This window comes from Actinokineospora spheciospongiae (assembly GCF_003182415.1).
Lineage (GTDB): Bacteria > Actinomycetota > Actinomycetes > Mycobacteriales > Pseudonocardiaceae > Actinokineospora > Actinokineospora spheciospongiae.
This window is the reverse complement of record NZ_QHCP01000005.1, coordinates 330,689-345,758: the sequence shown is the minus strand read 5'-3', so window position 1 is coordinate 345,758 and position 15,070 is coordinate 330,689. Positions and strand designations below refer to the sequence as shown.

The following is a 15,070-nucleotide window of genomic DNA, read 5'->3' as shown; positions in this document are numbered from 1 at the left end:
CACTCCACTGGGCTATTAGGGTGAATACGGGACAGAGGTCTGCCCATGTGGAACCCTGGTCGGTAAAGATCCGTTTACTCGACGAACGGGACACCATGTGTCATCTTCGTCACGATGTGCACACGGTAGTTCTCCCTCCGTGCAACGGCGCACCGACAACCACAATCCCTGGAGGTACCCCATGGGTGCTGCACGCACCGACGCCCACGCCCCGCCCGGCCGCCTGCGGTCGTGGCTGGGTCAAGACGCCCGGCACGACATCCCGGCCTCGCTCGTCGTGTTCCTCGTAGCCGTACCCCTCTCGCTCGGCATCGCCGCCGCCTCCGGCGCGCCGGTCATGGCCGGACTCATCGCCGCCGTCGTCGGCGGGATCGTCGCGGGTGCCCTCGGTGGCTCCGCGCTCCAGGTCAGCGGACCCGCGGCCGGTCTGACCGTCGTCGTCGCGGAACTCATCACCCAGTTCGGCTGGGCCGTCACCTGCTCGATCACCGTCATCGCGGGTGCGCTCCAACTGCTGCTCGGCGCCTGCCGGATCGGCCGCGCCGCGCTCGCCATCTCCCCCACCGTGGTGCACGCCATGCTCGCGGGCATCGGCGTGACCATCGTCCTCGGCCAACTGCACGTCCTGCTCGGCGGCGCGGCAGGCACCTCAGCCTGGGAGAACATCAGCGAGCTGCCCGGGCAGCTACTCGACCTGCACAGCCCCGCCGCCTTCATCGGGCTCGGCGTGATCGTCCTGCTGGTGGCGTGGCCCAGGCTGCCCGCGCGCGTCCGGGCGGTCCCCGGTCCGCTGGTCGCGATCGTCGCCGCCACCGCCATCTCCTCGCTCGCCGCGCTCACCCTCAACCGCGTTGAGCTGCCCGACTCCCCGTTCGCCGCGATCGCGCTGCCGCAGCTTCCGAACGGGCAGTGGGGCGCCTTCGCGCTCGGCGTGTTCACCCTCACCGTCATCGCCAGCGTGGAGAGCCTGCTCTCGGCCGTGTCGGTCGACAAGCTCCGCGAGGGCCACCGCTCCAACCTCGACCGCGAGCTGATCGGGCAGGGCTCGGCCAACGTGGCCTCCGGCCTGCTCGGCGGCCTCCCGGTCACCGGCGTGATCGTCCGCAGCTCCACCAACGTCCGCGCGGGCGCGCGGACCCGCGCCTCCGCCGTCCTGCACGGCATCTGGGTGCTGCTGTTCACCGTGCTGCTGGTCGGCCTGGTCGAGCAGGTCCCGATGGCCGCGCTGGCCGGTCTGCTGGTCTTCATCGGCACCCAGCTCGTGCGCCCGGACGACATCCGGTCCGCCCGCTCCCACGGCGAACTGCACGTCTACCTGATCACCGTGGCAGGCGTGGTGATGCTCAACCTGCTGGAGGGCGTGCTCATCGGCCTGGCCGTGGCCATGTTCGGGATGCTGCGCCGCGTCGTGTGGGCCCGGGTCCGGGTCGAGGACGGCGACGGACCCGACGAGGAGGGCCGCGAGACCCGCTCGGTCGTCGTCGAAGGCACCCTCAGCTTCCTGTCTGTGCCGCGGCTGTCGCGGGTGCTGGCGCAGGTCCCCGACGGCAGCGCCGTGACGGTGGAACTGGTGGTCGACTACCTCGACCACGCCGCCTACGGGCACCTGGCCACCTGGAAGACCACGCACGTGGCGGGCGGCGGCACCGTCGTCGTCGACGAGATCGGCGGCCCCGGCCCCAACGCCCGGCGCAAGCGCCCCGGGGTGGTCGGCACCCGCACGTTCCTGGCCTGGTCGCAGTGGCAGGCCGGGGAACCGGAGATCCCCGCGCAGACCCGGCGCGACCCGCTGGTCGTCGGCGCGCGGGAGTACCACCGCCGAGGCGCGTCGGTGATCCGGCCGCAACTGCGCAAGCTGGCCTCCTCGCAGGCCCCGCACGCGCTGTTCCTGACCTGCGCCGACTCGCGGATCGTGCCGAACGTGATCACCGCGTCCGGCCCCGGCGACCTGTTCACCATCCGCAACGTGGGCAACCTGGTGCCCCGGCCGAACGAGTCCGACGACCAGTCGGTGCAGGCCGCCGTGGAGTACGCGGTGGGCAACCTGGGCGTGCGGACCATCGTGGTCTGCGGGCACTCCCGCTGCGGCGCGATGACGGCCACCCTGGCCGACCAGGCGGGCGACGGCGCGGTCGCGCAGTGGCTGCGCTGGGCCGAGCCCAGCGTCCGCGAGTGGCGGGCAGGCCACCCCCTGGGCCGCGCGGCCGAGGAGGACGGCTGGTCGGAGGTCGACCAGCTCGCCATGGTCAACGTGGCCGTGCAACTGGACACCCTGCGCTCGATGCCGGAGGTCCGCGACGCCGACGTGCGGCTGGTGGGCATGTTCTTCGACATCCCCACCGGCACCGTGCTGTCGCTGGAGGACGACCGCTTCACCCCCATGCCGGGTGACCGGGCGGCCCTCCCGCCGCAGCGCACGGCGGCCAAGGCCGCAGACGGGGTCGCGGGCGGCGAGCCCGCGGTGGACGCCGCGAAGGCCGCGACCAACGGGTCACCGGTCACCACGTAGGCCGCCAATGGGGTGACCCCCGTCACGCCGGTCCGGGTTCGCGCGATGAAGCGGGTGAACCCGGACCGGAAGGGGTGGCCCACCATGACCGACCCGACCCGCCGAGACCGGCGCCGCGACCGCAACCGCCTGCTGCGCCAACTGCTGACCGCCACCGTCGCCGTGGTGATCGCCTCGGCCACCCGCCGCTGACAAAAGCGCCGGACACGACTCCGCCCCACGAGCGCTGCTCGTGGGGCCGAGTCGTGTCCGGCGCTGGTGCCGGGAGTCGGATCAGCCTGCCAGGCCCAGCCAGTGGGCGTACTTGCTCAACTCCGGGTTCGACCTCCGGTGCAAGGACACCAGGACAGCGGTGAGTTCGCGGACCATCGGGTGCAGGCGGGTCAGTTGCGGGGCGATCCGCCGCGCCTCCTGGAGGGAGCGGAGGGCGGCGCTCCGGTCGTCGTTGATGAGGTGGGCGCGGGCGACGTCGATGTGGTGGTGCGCCCGACGGGTTCGCGGCATGGAGCGCGGCGCGCGCCAGTGTTCGGCCGCCTTGATGGCCGCGATGCCATCTCCCAGTTCCACGTGCGCCGCGACCTCGTGGGTCGCGCGGTTGGCCGTCCCGAACGTGAGACCCCAGTGCACCTGGTCCTGCCCGATCCTAGTCGCCAGATCCCCCGCTGCCTGGAGGTGGGAGCGGGTGGCCGCGCCATCTCCGGCACGTGAGGCGAGGGTGGCGGACCGCAGGTGCAGGCTGCCGTACACGGTGATGGCGTCGTCAGCCGGATCGCGCCGGATTTGATCGTCCAACTCCGACCGCGCCGTGTCCATGAGCCGCAGACCACGGGTGAAATCTCCGGCTGCCTGGAAGGTCACACACCTGGTCCACTGCGCGAGTGCGCCCGCCAACGGGTTTCCCGTGCGTTCCGCTGCCCAGGTGAGCTTGTGTTCGACAGCTTCGGCTAAATCGCTGTAACCGAGCCGGTACAGCAGGGTGTGTGTTGCGTGGTAGGCGCTGACCAACAGGTTCCACACTTCGGTTCCCGATTCGCGGTACGCGGCGCTGGTCAGTTCCTCCAGCAGGGCCGGAAGTCGAAGTGCCATTTTTCCGTATTGGGCTTCGCCGCGCAGTCGAGCGACTTCTTTCACCTCCACGGCGAGTTCGGCCACCGGGCGGACCGGAACCTCGTCGGGCAGGTCGTAACCGCGCAGAACCGCGCGGATCGCGTCGATCTGCCGGTGCGTGCTGTCGTCTTTCCGGTCCTCGGTGTACGGCTGCCCGGTCAGCTTCTCGATGGGCACCCGCAATTCTCGGGCGACACCGGAGAGCAGCCCGTTGCTCACGGCGCGGTCGCCGACCTCGACCTTCTGCAACAGGCTCAGGGAGACGTTGACTCTGCCCGCGAGCTGGCGTTGGGTGAGCCGGGACGCCTTGCGCAACGTGGCGATCTGCCGACCGATGTGGGCCGTGTCGTCGTACATCGGTATCCCCTTCCGGCAGCACCAGGCGAAGACGGGCCGCACTGGCGTTCGAGCCCAGGGTAGGGCGCCTGCCGGAGCCGGAGCCAGCGGGACCCGCGACCGATCACTTGCCGCGTTCACCCTGCCACTGTGTGCAACTCCTGTGCAACCTCACCGGGCGCCCGGTCCCTAGCATCGGGAACGTTGATGGACTCACGCCTGCGAAGTGCCCGCCACCCGGCTCCGCCGTGGCCGCACACGCGTGGTTGAAAGGAAGCTGTTCATGCGATTCGGTTATTTCCTGCTGAAGATCGCCGGTACCGACGGCAAGCGAATCGAAGACTGGGATCTCGTCGATTTCTCCGAGGTGCCGCTGGACGCCGAGGACCTGGGCGGCTCGACCACGACGGAAGCCATCGCCGGATTGCCCCGGTGGGGTGACGAGCGCTTGGCATCGCACACCGGTTACTACGAATTGTTCAACGTGTGCCTCGCCTCGGTGGGTGAGGACGAGGAGGACGGGGGCACGCGATTCCCTGACCGGGTGATCGCGGAGGAATACCGGGTCATGGAGTCGGGCAAGCGCTTGAACACCTCGGACGTCGTGGACATGCGCGAACAGATCCCGGTGACGTCGTGCTAGCCCGGTGCACGGCACCCACGCCCCCGGCCGAGTGGCAGCCGATTTCCGGGAGGAATCGCCGGACCAGGACCCATCCGCCGCCCGTGAACCGACTCCGCCCCACGAGCGCTGCGCGTGGGGCGGAGGTCGTTCGCGTTCAGCGGGTCAGACGGGGATGACCGTGGGGACGATCATCGGACGCCTGCGGTAGGTGTCGGCGACCCAGCGGCCCACCACCCGGCGCACGGACTGGGCGATGCGGTGGGGGTCGGTGATGCCCGCGGACTCGGTGTGCGATAGCTCCATCTCCACCAGCGACACCACGCCGTCAAGGGCCTTGGGGTCGTCGGAGAAGCCGCGGCCGGAGACCGTGGGCGGGGAGACCGCGCGGCCGGTGGAGGAGTCGACCACGACGGTGATCGAGATGAAGCCGCCCTCGCCGAGCACGAGGCGGTCGGACAGGGTCGACTCGCCGACGTCGCCGACCGAGAGGCCGTCGACGTAGACGTGGCCGACCTCGACGCGGCCGGAGATGGCCGCTCGGCCGTCGACCATGTCGACGACCACGCCGTCCTCGGCGATGACCACGTGGTCGGCGGGGACACCGGTCTGCACGGCCAGTGCGGCGTTGGCGCGCAGGTGGCGCCACTCGCCGTGCACCGGCATCACGTTGCTCGGGCGGACCGCGTTGTAGAGGAACAGCAGTTCCCCGGCGGGGGCGTGGCCGGACACGTGGACCTTGGCGTTGCCCTGGTGCACGACGTCCGCGCCGAGGCGGACCAGGCCGTTGATCACGCCGAACACCGCGTTCTCGTTGCCCGGGATCAGGGAGCTGGCCAGCACGATGGTGTCGCCGGGGCGGATGGAGATCTGCCGGTGCTCGCCGCGCGCCATCCGCGACAGGGCCGAGAGCGGTTCGCCCTGCGACCCGGTGGAGACGAACAGGACCTGGTCGTCGGGCATGGTCATGGCCTCGTCGATGTTGACCAGGAGGCCCGCGGGGACGTTGAGCAGGCCCAGGTCGGCGGCGATGCCCATGTTGCGCACCATCGACCGGCCCACCAGCGCGACCCGGCGGCCGTGCTTGACCGCCACGTCGAGGACCTGCTGCACCCGGTGCACGTGGCTGGCGAAGCAGGCCACGATCACCCGCTGGTCGGCCCGGCGGATGACGCTGTCGAGGACCGGGCCGATCTCGCGCTCGGAGATGACGAAGCCGGGGACCTCGGCGTTGGTGGAGTCGACCAGGAACAGGTCCACACCCTCGTCGCCGAGGCGGGAGAAGCCCGCCAGGTCGGTGAGGCGGCCGTCGAGCGGGAGCTGGTCGAGCTTGATGTCACCGGTGTGCAGGACGACCCCGGCCGGGGTGCGGATGGCGACCGCGATCGCGTCCGGGATGGAGTGGTTTACCGCGAAGAACTCGCAGTCGAACTCGCCGTAGGAGGTGGTGTCGCCCTCCTTGACCTCGCGCAGGTTCGGGTTGAGCCGGTGTTCCTTGCACTTGGCCGCGACCAGGGCGAGGGTGAACCGAGAGCCGACGACCGGCAGGTCCGGGCGCAGCCGCAGCAGGAACGGGACCGCGCCGATGTGGTCCTCGTGGCCGTGGGTCAGCACGAGGGCGTCGACGTCGGCCATCCGGTTCTCGATGGCGGAGAAGTCGGGCAGGATCAGGTCGACGCCGGGCTGCTGGTCCTCGGGAAAGAGCACCCCGCAGTCGACGATGAGCAGCCTGCCCGCGAACTCGAACACGGTCATGTTGCGGCCGACCTCGCCGATGCCGCCGAGCGCGACGACGCGCAGCGCGCCCTCGGGCAGCGGGGGCGGCGGGTTGTGCGGCCACTTCCCGGCCTTCGGGGCCTGGTTCTGGGTGGGGCGTGCTGGTTGCGGGCTCACTGGCGGACCGTCCCGGCGCTGGTGTGGGTCGTGGTGGTGACGTAGGCGGCGTTGGCGTCGGTGTGGGCGACGCGGGCGCTGGCCACGTGTGATTCCGGTGCGCTCGACAGCGGCACCCCGGCCTCGGCCAGGTCGGCGGCGATGGCCTTGACCTGCTCGGGGGTGGCGGCGAGCAGCGGCAGCCGGGGGTTGCCGCAGTCGTGGCCGCGCAACCGCAGGGCGGTCTTGCTGAACACCACCCCGCCGACCCGGCTGAACGCCCGCAGCACCGGCAGCAGTCCCATGTGGATGCTGCGGGCCTGGGCGACCTCACCCTGGTCGTAGTTGTCGGCCAGCGACCGCAGCCGCCCGGCGACCACGTGCCCGATGACGCTGACCACCCCGACCCCGCCGACGGACAGCCACGGCAGGTTCAGGGCGTCGTCACCGGAGTAGTAGGCCAGGTCGGTGCTGGCGATCACGTCGGACCCGGCCAGCAGGTCGCCCTTGGCGTCCTTCACGGCCTGGATTCGCGGGTGCTCGGCGAGCCGCCGCAGCGTGTCCACCTCGATCGGCACCACGGAGCGGGGCGGGATGTCGTAGAGCATCACCGGCAGCCCGGTCGCGTCGGCGACGGCGGTGAAGTGCGCGAGCAGCCCGGCCTGCGGCGGCCGGGAGTAGTACGGGGTGACGACGAGCAGGCCGTGCGCGCCCGCCTTCTCCGCCTCCCGGGCCAGGTGCAGGCTGTGCGCGGTGTCGTAGGTGCCCACCGAGCCCACCACGGTCGCCCGGTCGCCGACCGCCTCGACGACGGCGCGCACCAGGTCGGACTTCTCCCGGTCGGAGGTGGTGGGCGACTCGCCGGTGGTGCCGTTGACGACCAGCCCGTCGTTGCCCAGCTCCACCAGGTGCTCGGCCAGGGCTTGGGCGCGGTCGAGGTCCACCGTCCCGTCGGGGGCGAACGGGCTGACCATGGCGGTCAGCACCCGGCCGAACGGCCTGCCGGGGGCGGCGGTGGGACATGCGGTCATGGTGCTGACGCTACCCGTTGGCCTCCCCGGTGCCGTCCGCCACCTGCGGTTGCGACACCGACGGGTGCCCACCCGGGTGACGCGCGTTACGGTGCGCTGTGCCCGATCCCGTCTTCGAGCCCGACCCGGCGACCACCCCCGACCCGAGCAAGGTCAAGGTGCTGCGCGGTTCCCCGCCCGGCATCCGCAACGCCCAGGTCCACTACCGGGCGGCGGGCGGCATCCTCGGCCGCAAGACGGTCCCCCGCTCGCAGGCGCAGTCCGCGCTGCTCAAGTACCACGACGAGGACGGGTACGACCAGGAGCAGGTCATGACCCTGTCCGAGGCCGAGCACTTCCTGCGGGAGGCCCGCACGCGCGCGGAGGCCGCGGACGTGGAGGAGGCGGCCCGGCACGCGGCGGTGGACCTGGTGTGCCCGCACTGCAAGGTGCGGCGGCAGTACGCGGGGGCGATGAGCTTCATGCTCGGGGAGATGGCGCTGATGGGCGGGGTGAAGGCGCTGTCGCAGGACGCGGTGGTGCAGCACGCCTACCGGTGCCCGGTGTGCGGGTCCACGGAGTTCTTCGCGGACGGGTTCCTGCGCCACCCGATCCAGTGACGTTTCCGATGTGGACAGGTGCCGCCCGGGTCAGAAGCCCCGGCTGAGGTTCTTCACGGCGGAGATCGAGGCGTCCGGGCCCTCGAACTCCACGCGACTCTCGTCGCGGCCGAAGGCGAACAGGAGGATCTCGCCGGGTTCCGCGACCAGGGTGACCGGGTCCGGGCCTTTCTTGACCGTCGCCGTGCGGCCCTCGGGGGTGCGCAGGGCGATGCCGACGGGGCTCTTGCGCAGCAGGACCTTGCCCATGCGGCCCAGGGTCGTCCAGATCGCGGCGTCGCGGCGGGCGGCGGGGGGCCGGGGTTCCCAGCCGGGGGTGGCCCGGCGGACGTCCTCGTGGTGGACGTAGTACTCCGTGGTGTTGATCAGCTCGTCCAGCGGCTTGAACGGCGACCAGACCGGGGGGCCGGTGCGCACGAGGGTGACCAGTTCGTCCCACGGCTTGGCCAGGTAGCCGCGGGTCACCTTGTCCAGGTAACCGGCGAGCGGCTTGACCAGGATGCCCGCCGAGGCGTCGAGCCTGCGCTCGCGGATCACCAGGTGCGCGGCGAGGTCCCGGGTGGTCCACGCCCCGCAGAGGGTCGGGGCGTCCGGCCCGACGACGGTGAACAGGTCGCACAGCGCCGCGCGCTCGTCCTTGGCCACACCCATGCGCCGACCCTACCGGTGGGTCACTTGTAGTCGTTCACCTGGGAGCCGGTGAGTTGCTGGCCGTTCGCGCCCGACAGGACGCAGTAGATCGTGTGGCGGCTGCTGTCCTCCTTGTCGTCCCAGGTCTGCCGGGAGGGGTAGACGATCGAGTACTTGAGGTTGCCGCGCTTGTCCGGGATGACCCGTTCGGTGTTGAACAGCCAGCCGCAGTAGCCCTTCCCCACGGCCTCGACGTCCTCGGCGTCGTAGGCGAGGGTGTAGTTCGAGTTGAGGGGGTCGATGGTGCCGAAGACCTCGATCAGGAACGTCTTCTTGCAGTCGTTGCCCGAGTTGGAGAAGCCCGCGCCGGCCTGGAGGCGGTTGTTGGCGCAGTACCCCTCCGACAGGTTGAACTCGGTGAGGTCGCCGCCGGGCCCGTAGGTGTAGGTCTCGACCTTCGGGGCGGCTCCGTCCGAGCCGGTGGCGGTGAAGGCCCGGTTGAGGAAGATGCCTCCGACCAGCGCCAGCACCGCCACGACCGCCATCACGGTGAAGACGACACCGGGTTTGAGGCTCCAGCGCTTGCCCGCTGCGGGCTGGACCGCGCGGGTGGCGGTGTGCGGGGGCTGCGGCGGGTGGAGCACCGTGTTCTGGGTGGGGACCGGGCCGGTGTGCTGCGGGGTGGCCATGCCGTGCGGGCCGGTCGGCGGACCGGTGCGGACGTGCGCGAGCAGGCCGCGGACCTGGGCGGCGTTGAGGCGGGCCTGTGGGGTGGCGACCATCAGGCCGGTGATCACCGAGGCCAGCGCGCCCTGCGCCCTGGTCAGGTACGGGACCTCGGCCAGGATGGCGTGCATGGTGGCGGCGGTGGTGGGGCGCTCGAAGGGCGAGTAGCCCTCGATGGCGAAGAACAGCACCGCGCCCAGCGCCCACAGGTCCGACGACGCGTGGGCCTCCTCGCCGCGGATGCGCTCGGGGGCCATGTAGGTCGGGGAGCCGATGAGCATCCCGCTGCTGGTGAGCCGCGGGTCGTCGAGCGACTGGGCGATGCCGAAGTCGGTGAGCTTCACCCGGTTGTTCTTGGCCAGCATGATGTTGCTCGGCTTGACGTCGCGGTGGATGACGCCCGCCTGGTGGGCGGCCTCCAGCGCGGAGAGGAGCTGTTCGGCGAGGACGGTGACCTGCTCGGGCGGGAGCGGGCCGCGCTCCTTGACCACGTCCGACAGGGTGGGGGCCTGGATCAGCTCCATCACGATGTAGGTGGCCCCGGCCTCCTGCACCACGTCGTAGACGGTGACCACCGCCGGGTCGTTGAGCCTGCCCGCGGTGCGCGCCTCGCGGAGCACCCGCTCCTCGAACACCCGGCGCTCCTCGTGCGGGACGCCCTCGGGCAGGTGCAGCTCCTTGATGGCCACGTTGCGGCCGATCATCCGGTCCTCGGCCAGCCACACCACGCCCATGCCGCCGCGGCCCAGCTCACCGAGGATCGCGTAGCGACCCGCGACCACCCGTGACCCGTGCGCCACGGTGGGTCCCTGCTCCTGCGTCACCCGTCCACCTCCTGCAAGTGCCGGGGATCGTAACCGGCAGGCCCCCGCCCGCGCGGGTGCTCCCGGCAGATCAGTCGCTCGCGGGGTGCACTTCGTGTCCGGCGGAGCGCAGCGCCGCCACCGCCCTGGTCAGGTCGGCGTCGTGGACGAGGATGTGGTCGGTGTCGAAGGTGGACACCGCGAACAGCGAGACCCCGGCCGCGGCCAGCGAACCGGCGAGCGAGGCCATGATGCCGGTGAGGGTGAACTCCAGCGGGCCGCGCACGGTGAGCACCCGCCACCCGTCCTCGGCGCGGCCCCCGGCGGGGCCGCGGCCGGTGGGGGCCACGACGGACACCTCGTCGGGGGTGCTGGTGACCGACACCAGCCCCGGTGAGCCGAAGACCGCCGGGTCGACCGGGGTCCCCGGGTCCAGCCGGGTGACCGCGTAGTCCCCGTCGGTCACGTCGATGATCAGTCGCTTCACCGGCTCAGCCCTCGGCGACCAGCGGGCTGGAGGCGACCTCGGTGCCGTCCGGCAGCGCGCTGATGGTGAAGTCGGCGAACACGGCGGCGGCGACCTCCCGCAGGTGGCGCAGGCACTCCACGGCCAGCGCGCGGATCTCCACGTCGGCGTGCTCGGTGGCGCGCACGGCGATGAAGTGCCGCCAGGCGCGGTAGTTGCCGGTGACCACGATCCGGGTCTCGGTGGCGTTGGGCAGGACCGCCCGCGCCGCCTGCCTGGCCTGCTTCTTGCGCAGGGTGCCGCCCGCCACGTCGGCGAACTTGGCCTCCAGCCCGGCCAGCAGCTCGTTGTAGGCGTCCTGGCCTGCCCGCGTGGCGGCGAGGAACTTCGCGTGCAGCTCGGGGTCGTCGGCGATGACGCCCGGCTCGACCACCGCGGCCGACGTCTCCGGGACGTAGCGCTGGGAGAGCTGCGAGTAGGAGAAGTGCCGGTGGCGGACCAGCTCGTGGGTCAGCGAGCGGGAGATGCCGGTCAGGTAGAAGGAGGCGCTGCCGTGCTCCAGGACCGACAGGTGGCCGACCTCGATGACGTGCCGGAGGTAGCCCGCGTTGGTGGCGGTGGCCGGGTTCGGCTTGTCCCACGACTGGTAGCAGGCGCGGCCCGCGAACTCCGCCAGCGCCGCACCGCCGTCGGCGTCGGTCGACCACGGGACGTCCGCCGGGGGCGAGAACTCGGTCTTGGCGATGAGCTGCACCCTCGGCCGCACCGTCTGGGTCACGTGCTGGTCCTTTGCTCCGACTGGCGTACCCGGTCGCCTGCACTATAGGTGGACCGCGGCGGGAGCGGGCCCGGTGCACGGCCCACCCCCGCCGGATGCCCTCAGCCCGCCAGCGTCACCGCCACGTCGCCGGTGCCGCTGCGGCCGCGCACGCGCAGCGCCGGGGCCTCGGCGGGGGCGGTGGTGTCCAGCGGCAGGTCCGCGACCGCCGTGCCGACACCGGTCGAAACGTCGACCTCCGCGGGTGTCCCCCGGCGCACGGCGACGTTCAGGGCGCCGGAGCCGGTGTTCAGCTCGATCCGGCCCGCGGTGGCGTCGGCGACGGTGATGGTCCCGGAACCGCTGCGCACGCGGAGGTCGGCGGCCACGGTCGCCAGGTGGACGTTGCCGCGCCCGGTGACGATGGTGGAGGGCCCGCCGAGTTCGCCCGCCTCGACGTCGCCCGCCCCGGTGCGCGCCCGCAGCCCGCCGCCCGCCGAGCCGACCCGGACGGTGCCGGTGCCCGCGTTCGCCTGCACCACCCCGGTGGCGCGCTCGACGTTGACCGAGCCCGCGCCGGTGCCGACCTCCACCCGGTCGGCGGTGCCCGCGACGGTCACCGAGGCGGCGCCGCCGTTGGCCGTCACCCGGGAACCGAGCGGGGCCAGCACGGTCACCCCGAGCGGGACCGCGCCCAGCGGGGCCGCCTTCGGGGAGCGGACGGTGAGCGTGCCCGCGGTGAAGTCGACCCAGGTCCGGCGGACCGCCTCGGCGCCGGTGTCGGTGGGGCCCTGCTCGCCCAACTGGCCGTTGATCCAGCCGAGCACCTGCGAGACGCCCTCGGACCACGGGGTGGCGCTCTCCGGGGCGTGCCGGACCTCGACGTGCACGTCGGGTCCGTCGGTCAGCCGGACCTCGATCCGCCCGGCCGCCGTGCCGACGTTGACGTGCACCGGGCCGTCGGCGGTGAAGGTCTCGTTGCGCGTGCTCATCCCGCGTACCACCCGCGCACCCGGGAGCCGCCCTCGCCGTCGTCGGAATCCGGCTTCTCGGCGGCGGGGGTGCCGGAGGGGTGCGAGTGCCACCCCCTGCCCTTGCCGCTGAGGGCGCCCTGCAACGCCTGCTGCACGAAGGTGTTGAGGGACACCCCCTGGGTGGAGGCGGCCTGCTCGGCGCGGCCCTTCAGCTCCTCGAACAGCCGCAGCGTCATCCGGCTCATGTCGCCCGCCGCGCCGCTGAACGGCGGCGTGGGCGGGACCTCCTCGGCCCGGGGCTGTTCGGGCCCGGCCTGCCCGGTGGTCGACTTGGCGGTGCCGGTGACCGCCACCCGCACGTCGCGGCCGTCCAGCCGCACCTCGACCACGTGGTCGGGCAGCTCGGCGGTCACCTCGGCGGCCAGGTCGGCCAGCGCGTTCATGATCGCCAGCCGGGCGGCGGGCTCGACGGCCGCGGCGAGCACCGCCGCGGCCCGGCGGGTCGTCTCGTCACCCGCGGACGCGGTGGTGGTCAGGTCATCCCGCAGAGCGGCGATGTACGGGCTCAGGTCCATGACACCACCATGACACCATTCTTGACATCTGTCGAGGAAGCCGTGATGCCACTGTGGTGTCAGACGGCATTGCGCAGGGCATCGGCCAGATCACCCCGGTCTCCGACCCACAGGTGTTCCAGCCCCAACCAGTCCGCCATCAGCCGCAACTCCGCGGCGAGTTCAGCGGCCACCCGGGTCCGGTCGACCCCGTCCTCGGCGAACGAGCCCTGCGCGCGGAGGGTTCCCGTGGCCCGGTCGGCCTTGATGTCCACCCTGGCGACGATTTCCCCGTCGAGCAGGAACGGGAACACGTAGTAGCCGTAGAGGCGCTTGGGCTCGGGGACGTAGATCTCGATGCGGTAGTGGAAGCCGAACAGCCGCTCGGTGCGGGCGCGCTCCCAGATCAGCGGGTCGAACGGGCACAGCAGCGCCCGCCCCTCGACCCGGCGCGGCGTGCGGGCGGCCGGGTGCCGGTAGGCCGGGTGCCGCCACCCCTGCACCGCCACCGCCTCCAACTGCCCGTCCTCCACCAGCTCGGCCACCGCCCGCTGCGACTGGGCGGGCTGGAGCCGGTAGTAGTCCCGCAGGTCCTTCTCCGTGCCGACCCCGTGGGCCAGCGCCGCGCGCAGCGTGAGGCGGCGGGCGCACTCGTCGTCATCCGGGGTCTGGGCCAGCACCTCGGGCGGCAGGACCCGCTCGGGCAGGTCGTAGTGGCGCTGGAAGCCCTTGCGCGTCCCGGTGGTCAACTCGCCGACGGCGAAGAGGTACTCGCACACGTGCTTGACGTCGGACCGGTTCCACCACCCGCCCTTGACCTTCGGCACCGCCCCGCCCAGCGCCGCCTCCAGCGCCCCCGCCCCGATCGGCCCCTGCTCCCCGACGGTGGCCAGCACGTCGTCGACCAACCCGGGCGACTCGCGGCGAATCCGCTCCACGTGCCGGGCGTAGCGCTGCTCGTACCGCCGCATCCGCCACCGGAACAGCGGCCAGTCCTCGGCGGGGATCAGGCTCGCCTCGTGCGCCCAGTACTCCACCAGCAACCGGGGCCTGCGCGTCGAGTGCGACCACGCCGCCTCGTCCACCAGGTCCTGGTCGTAGGCGCCGAGCCGGGAGAACACGGGCATGTAGTGCGCCCGCACGGCCACGTTGACCGAGTCGAGCTGGAGCAGTTGCACGCGCGACAGCGCCTTCTGCAGGTGGCGCCGGGTCGGCGGGCCACCGGGGCGGGCGTCGGCGAAGCCCTGCGCGGCCAGCGCCGTCCGCCGGGCCGCCGCGGCCGAGAGGGTGGGGGTTGCTTCGATCACCGCGACGATGCTGCCGGCCACCACCGACAACCCGGCACCCGATAGGTTGCCGGGCATGGCCGATGCCCAGGTCCGCCCCGCCACCCCCGCGGACGCCGACGAGATCGCCCGCATCCAGGTCCAGACCTGGCAGACGGCCTTCGAGTCGCTGCTGCCCACCGACGTCCTGGCCGGACTGGACCCGGCGGAAGCGGCCGAGCAGTGGCGCCAGACCATGGCCCAGGGGCCTGCCACGGTGTTCGTCGCCCAGGAGGGACCGTGGGTCGTCGGCTTCTGCTCGGTCGGGCCCTCCCCCGAATCCGAATCCGCCGCCGCCAACGACCTGCCCGCCGAGGACGCGGCCACGGTCGCGCTGGTGAGCCTGCTGCTGGTGGAACCCCGGTGGGGGCGCCGTGGTCATGCGGGCAGGCTGCTCGCCACTGCTGCGGCGGAATTGCGGGGGGCGGGGTGCACGCGGGGGATCGCGTGGGTGCCGGAGCGCAATGCGGCCTCGGTGGGGTTCTTCCGCCGGGTCGGGTGGGAACCGGATGGGGTTGTGCGGACCTTGGACGCGGGTGGGCGGCCGCTGCGTGAGGTGCGGGTGACCGGGACGCTGGAGCTGGAACTGGCCTGAGCGGTCGCGGTGTGCTGGGGTTTTGTTGTGGTGGCCGAGTTTCGAAGCCCGGTCGTTTTGTGGGTGTGCCCGGCTGTGTAGATATGCCTGGCGCGTTTTCAAGCCCGGTTGTTTGTGGGTGGTGCCCGGCTGGGTGGATGTGTTTGGCCGGGGCCCCTATGGCG

General features: G+C 72.2%; 14 protein-coding genes. 4 read left to right on the top strand and 10 right to left on the bottom strand.

The window, feature by feature from the left end:
• Positions 1–181 precede the first annotated feature (181 nt).
• The gene (locus DFQ13_RS15780; RefSeq protein WP_110080342.1) at positions 182–2,509 is read left to right on the top strand and encodes a SulP family inorganic anion transporter; all 2,328 of its coding nucleotides are present in this window, start codon (positions 182–184) and stop codon (positions 2,507–2,509) included.
• A gap of 273 nt (positions 2,510–2,782) precedes the next feature.
• Here DFQ13_RS15780 and DFQ13_RS15775 read toward each other — a convergent pair whose 3' ends face one another.
• Positions 2,783–4,015, bottom strand: coding sequence for a helix-turn-helix domain-containing protein (locus tag DFQ13_RS15775; RefSeq protein ID WP_233438431.1), 1,233 nt, complete (start codon positions 4,013–4,015; stop codon positions 2,783–2,785).
• A 220-nt stretch (positions 4,016–4,235) separates the two neighbouring features.
• On the opposite strand from DFQ13_RS15775, the gene DFQ13_RS15770 reads away from it, so the two are divergent.
• Positions 4,236–4,595 (top strand): hypothetical protein, encoded by a 360-nt coding sequence (locus tag DFQ13_RS15770; RefSeq protein WP_146241244.1) that lies wholly within the window; start codon positions 4,236–4,238, stop codon positions 4,593–4,595.
• 144 nt (positions 4,596–4,739) lie between these two features.
• Here DFQ13_RS15770 and DFQ13_RS15765 read toward each other — a convergent pair whose 3' ends face one another.
• Both DFQ13_RS15765 and dapA read right to left on the bottom strand, forming a co-directional pair.
• On the bottom strand, positions 4,740–6,467 hold the full coding sequence (locus DFQ13_RS15765) for a ribonuclease J (protein ID WP_110080339.1): 1,728 nt from the start codon (positions 6,465–6,467) through the stop codon (positions 4,740–4,742).
• A complete protein-coding gene (gene dapA, locus DFQ13_RS15760; RefSeq protein WP_110080338.1) occupies positions 6,464–7,477 on the bottom strand; it encodes a 4-hydroxy-tetrahydrodipicolinate synthase in 1,014 nt (337 codons plus the stop codon). The genes DFQ13_RS15765 and dapA overlap by 4 nt, the downstream gene beginning before the upstream one ends.
• A 98-nt stretch (positions 7,478–7,575) precedes the next feature.
• Here dapA and DFQ13_RS15755 point away from each other — a divergent pair, with 98 nt between their 5' ends.
• The gene (locus tag DFQ13_RS15755) at positions 7,576–8,076 is read left to right on the top strand and encodes a hypothetical protein (protein ID WP_110080337.1); all 501 of its coding nucleotides are present in this window, start codon (positions 7,576–7,578) and stop codon (positions 8,074–8,076) included.
• Between the two features lie 30 nt (positions 8,077–8,106).
• On the opposite strand, the gene DFQ13_RS15750 is transcribed toward DFQ13_RS15755, so the two are convergent.
• From DFQ13_RS15750 to DFQ13_RS15720, 7 genes are all read right to left on the bottom strand, one after another.
• Positions 8,107–8,727: a TIGR03085 family metal-binding protein gene (locus DFQ13_RS15750; RefSeq protein ID WP_110080336.1), complete on the bottom strand. Its 621-nt coding sequence runs from the start codon at positions 8,725–8,727 to the stop codon at positions 8,107–8,109.
• A 20-nt stretch (positions 8,728–8,747) separates the two neighbouring features.
• Complete coding sequence (locus tag DFQ13_RS15745) at positions 8,748–10,256, bottom strand: serine/threonine-protein kinase (protein ID WP_233438430.1); 1,509 nt, start codon at positions 10,254–10,256, stop codon at positions 8,748–8,750.
• Between the two features lie 70 nt (positions 10,257–10,326).
• On the bottom strand, positions 10,327–10,722 hold the full coding sequence (locus DFQ13_RS15740) for an ACT domain-containing protein (RefSeq protein WP_110080335.1): 396 nt from the start codon (positions 10,720–10,722) through the stop codon (positions 10,327–10,329).
• 4 nt (positions 10,723–10,726) lie between these two features.
• A complete protein-coding gene (gene thyX, locus DFQ13_RS15735; protein ID WP_110080334.1) occupies positions 10,727–11,479 on the bottom strand; it encodes an FAD-dependent thymidylate synthase in 753 nt (250 codons plus the stop codon).
• A gap of 101 nt (positions 11,480–11,580) precedes the next feature.
• Entirely contained in the window at positions 11,581–12,450 is an 870-nt protein-coding gene (locus DFQ13_RS15730; RefSeq protein WP_110080333.1) for a DUF4097 family beta strand repeat-containing protein, read from the bottom strand.
• Positions 12,447–13,007: a toxin-antitoxin system HicB family antitoxin gene (locus tag DFQ13_RS15725; RefSeq protein ID WP_110080332.1), complete on the bottom strand. Its 561-nt coding sequence runs from the start codon at positions 13,005–13,007 to the stop codon at positions 12,447–12,449. The genes DFQ13_RS15730 and DFQ13_RS15725 overlap by 4 nt, the downstream gene beginning before the upstream one ends.
• 59 nt (positions 13,008–13,066) lie before the next feature.
• Positions 13,067–14,293, bottom strand: a complete 1,227-nt coding sequence (locus DFQ13_RS15720; protein ID WP_233438429.1) for a winged helix-turn-helix domain-containing protein — start codon at positions 14,291–14,293, stop codon at positions 13,067–13,069.
• Between the two features lie 55 nt (positions 14,294–14,348).
• Between DFQ13_RS15720 and DFQ13_RS15715 the strand changes: the two genes are divergently transcribed.
• Positions 14,349–14,906, top strand: coding sequence for a GNAT family N-acetyltransferase (locus DFQ13_RS15715; protein WP_035288880.1), 558 nt, complete (start codon positions 14,349–14,351; stop codon positions 14,904–14,906).
• Positions 14,907–15,070 lie beyond the last annotated feature (164 nt).

Bases quoted from the DNA above. Each gene is read 5' to 3' on its own strand.
- DFQ13_RS15730 (WP_110080333.1), bottom strand. From the start codon at position 12,450: ATGAGCACGCGCAACGAGACCTTCACCGCCGACGGCCCGGTGCACGTC.
- dapA (WP_110080338.1), bottom strand. From the start codon at position 7,477: ATGACCGCATGTCCCACCGCCGCCCCCGGCAGGCCGTTCGGCCGGGTG.
- DFQ13_RS15750 (WP_110080336.1), bottom strand. From the start codon at position 8,727: ATGGGTGTGGCCAAGGACGAGCGCGCGGCGCTGTGCGACCTGTTCACC.
- DFQ13_RS15780 (WP_110080342.1), top strand. From the start codon at position 182: ATGGGTGCTGCACGCACCGACGCCCACGCCCCGCCCGGCCGCCTGCGG.
- DFQ13_RS15770 (WP_146241244.1), top strand. From the start codon at position 4,236: ATGCGATTCGGTTATTTCCTGCTGAAGATCGCCGGTACCGACGGCAAG.
- DFQ13_RS15715 (WP_035288880.1), top strand. From the start codon at position 14,349: ATGGCCGATGCCCAGGTCCGCCCCGCCACCCCCGCGGACGCCGACGAG.
- DFQ13_RS15725 (WP_110080332.1), bottom strand. From the start codon at position 13,007: ATGGACCTGAGCCCGTACATCGCCGCTCTGCGGGATGACCTGACCACC.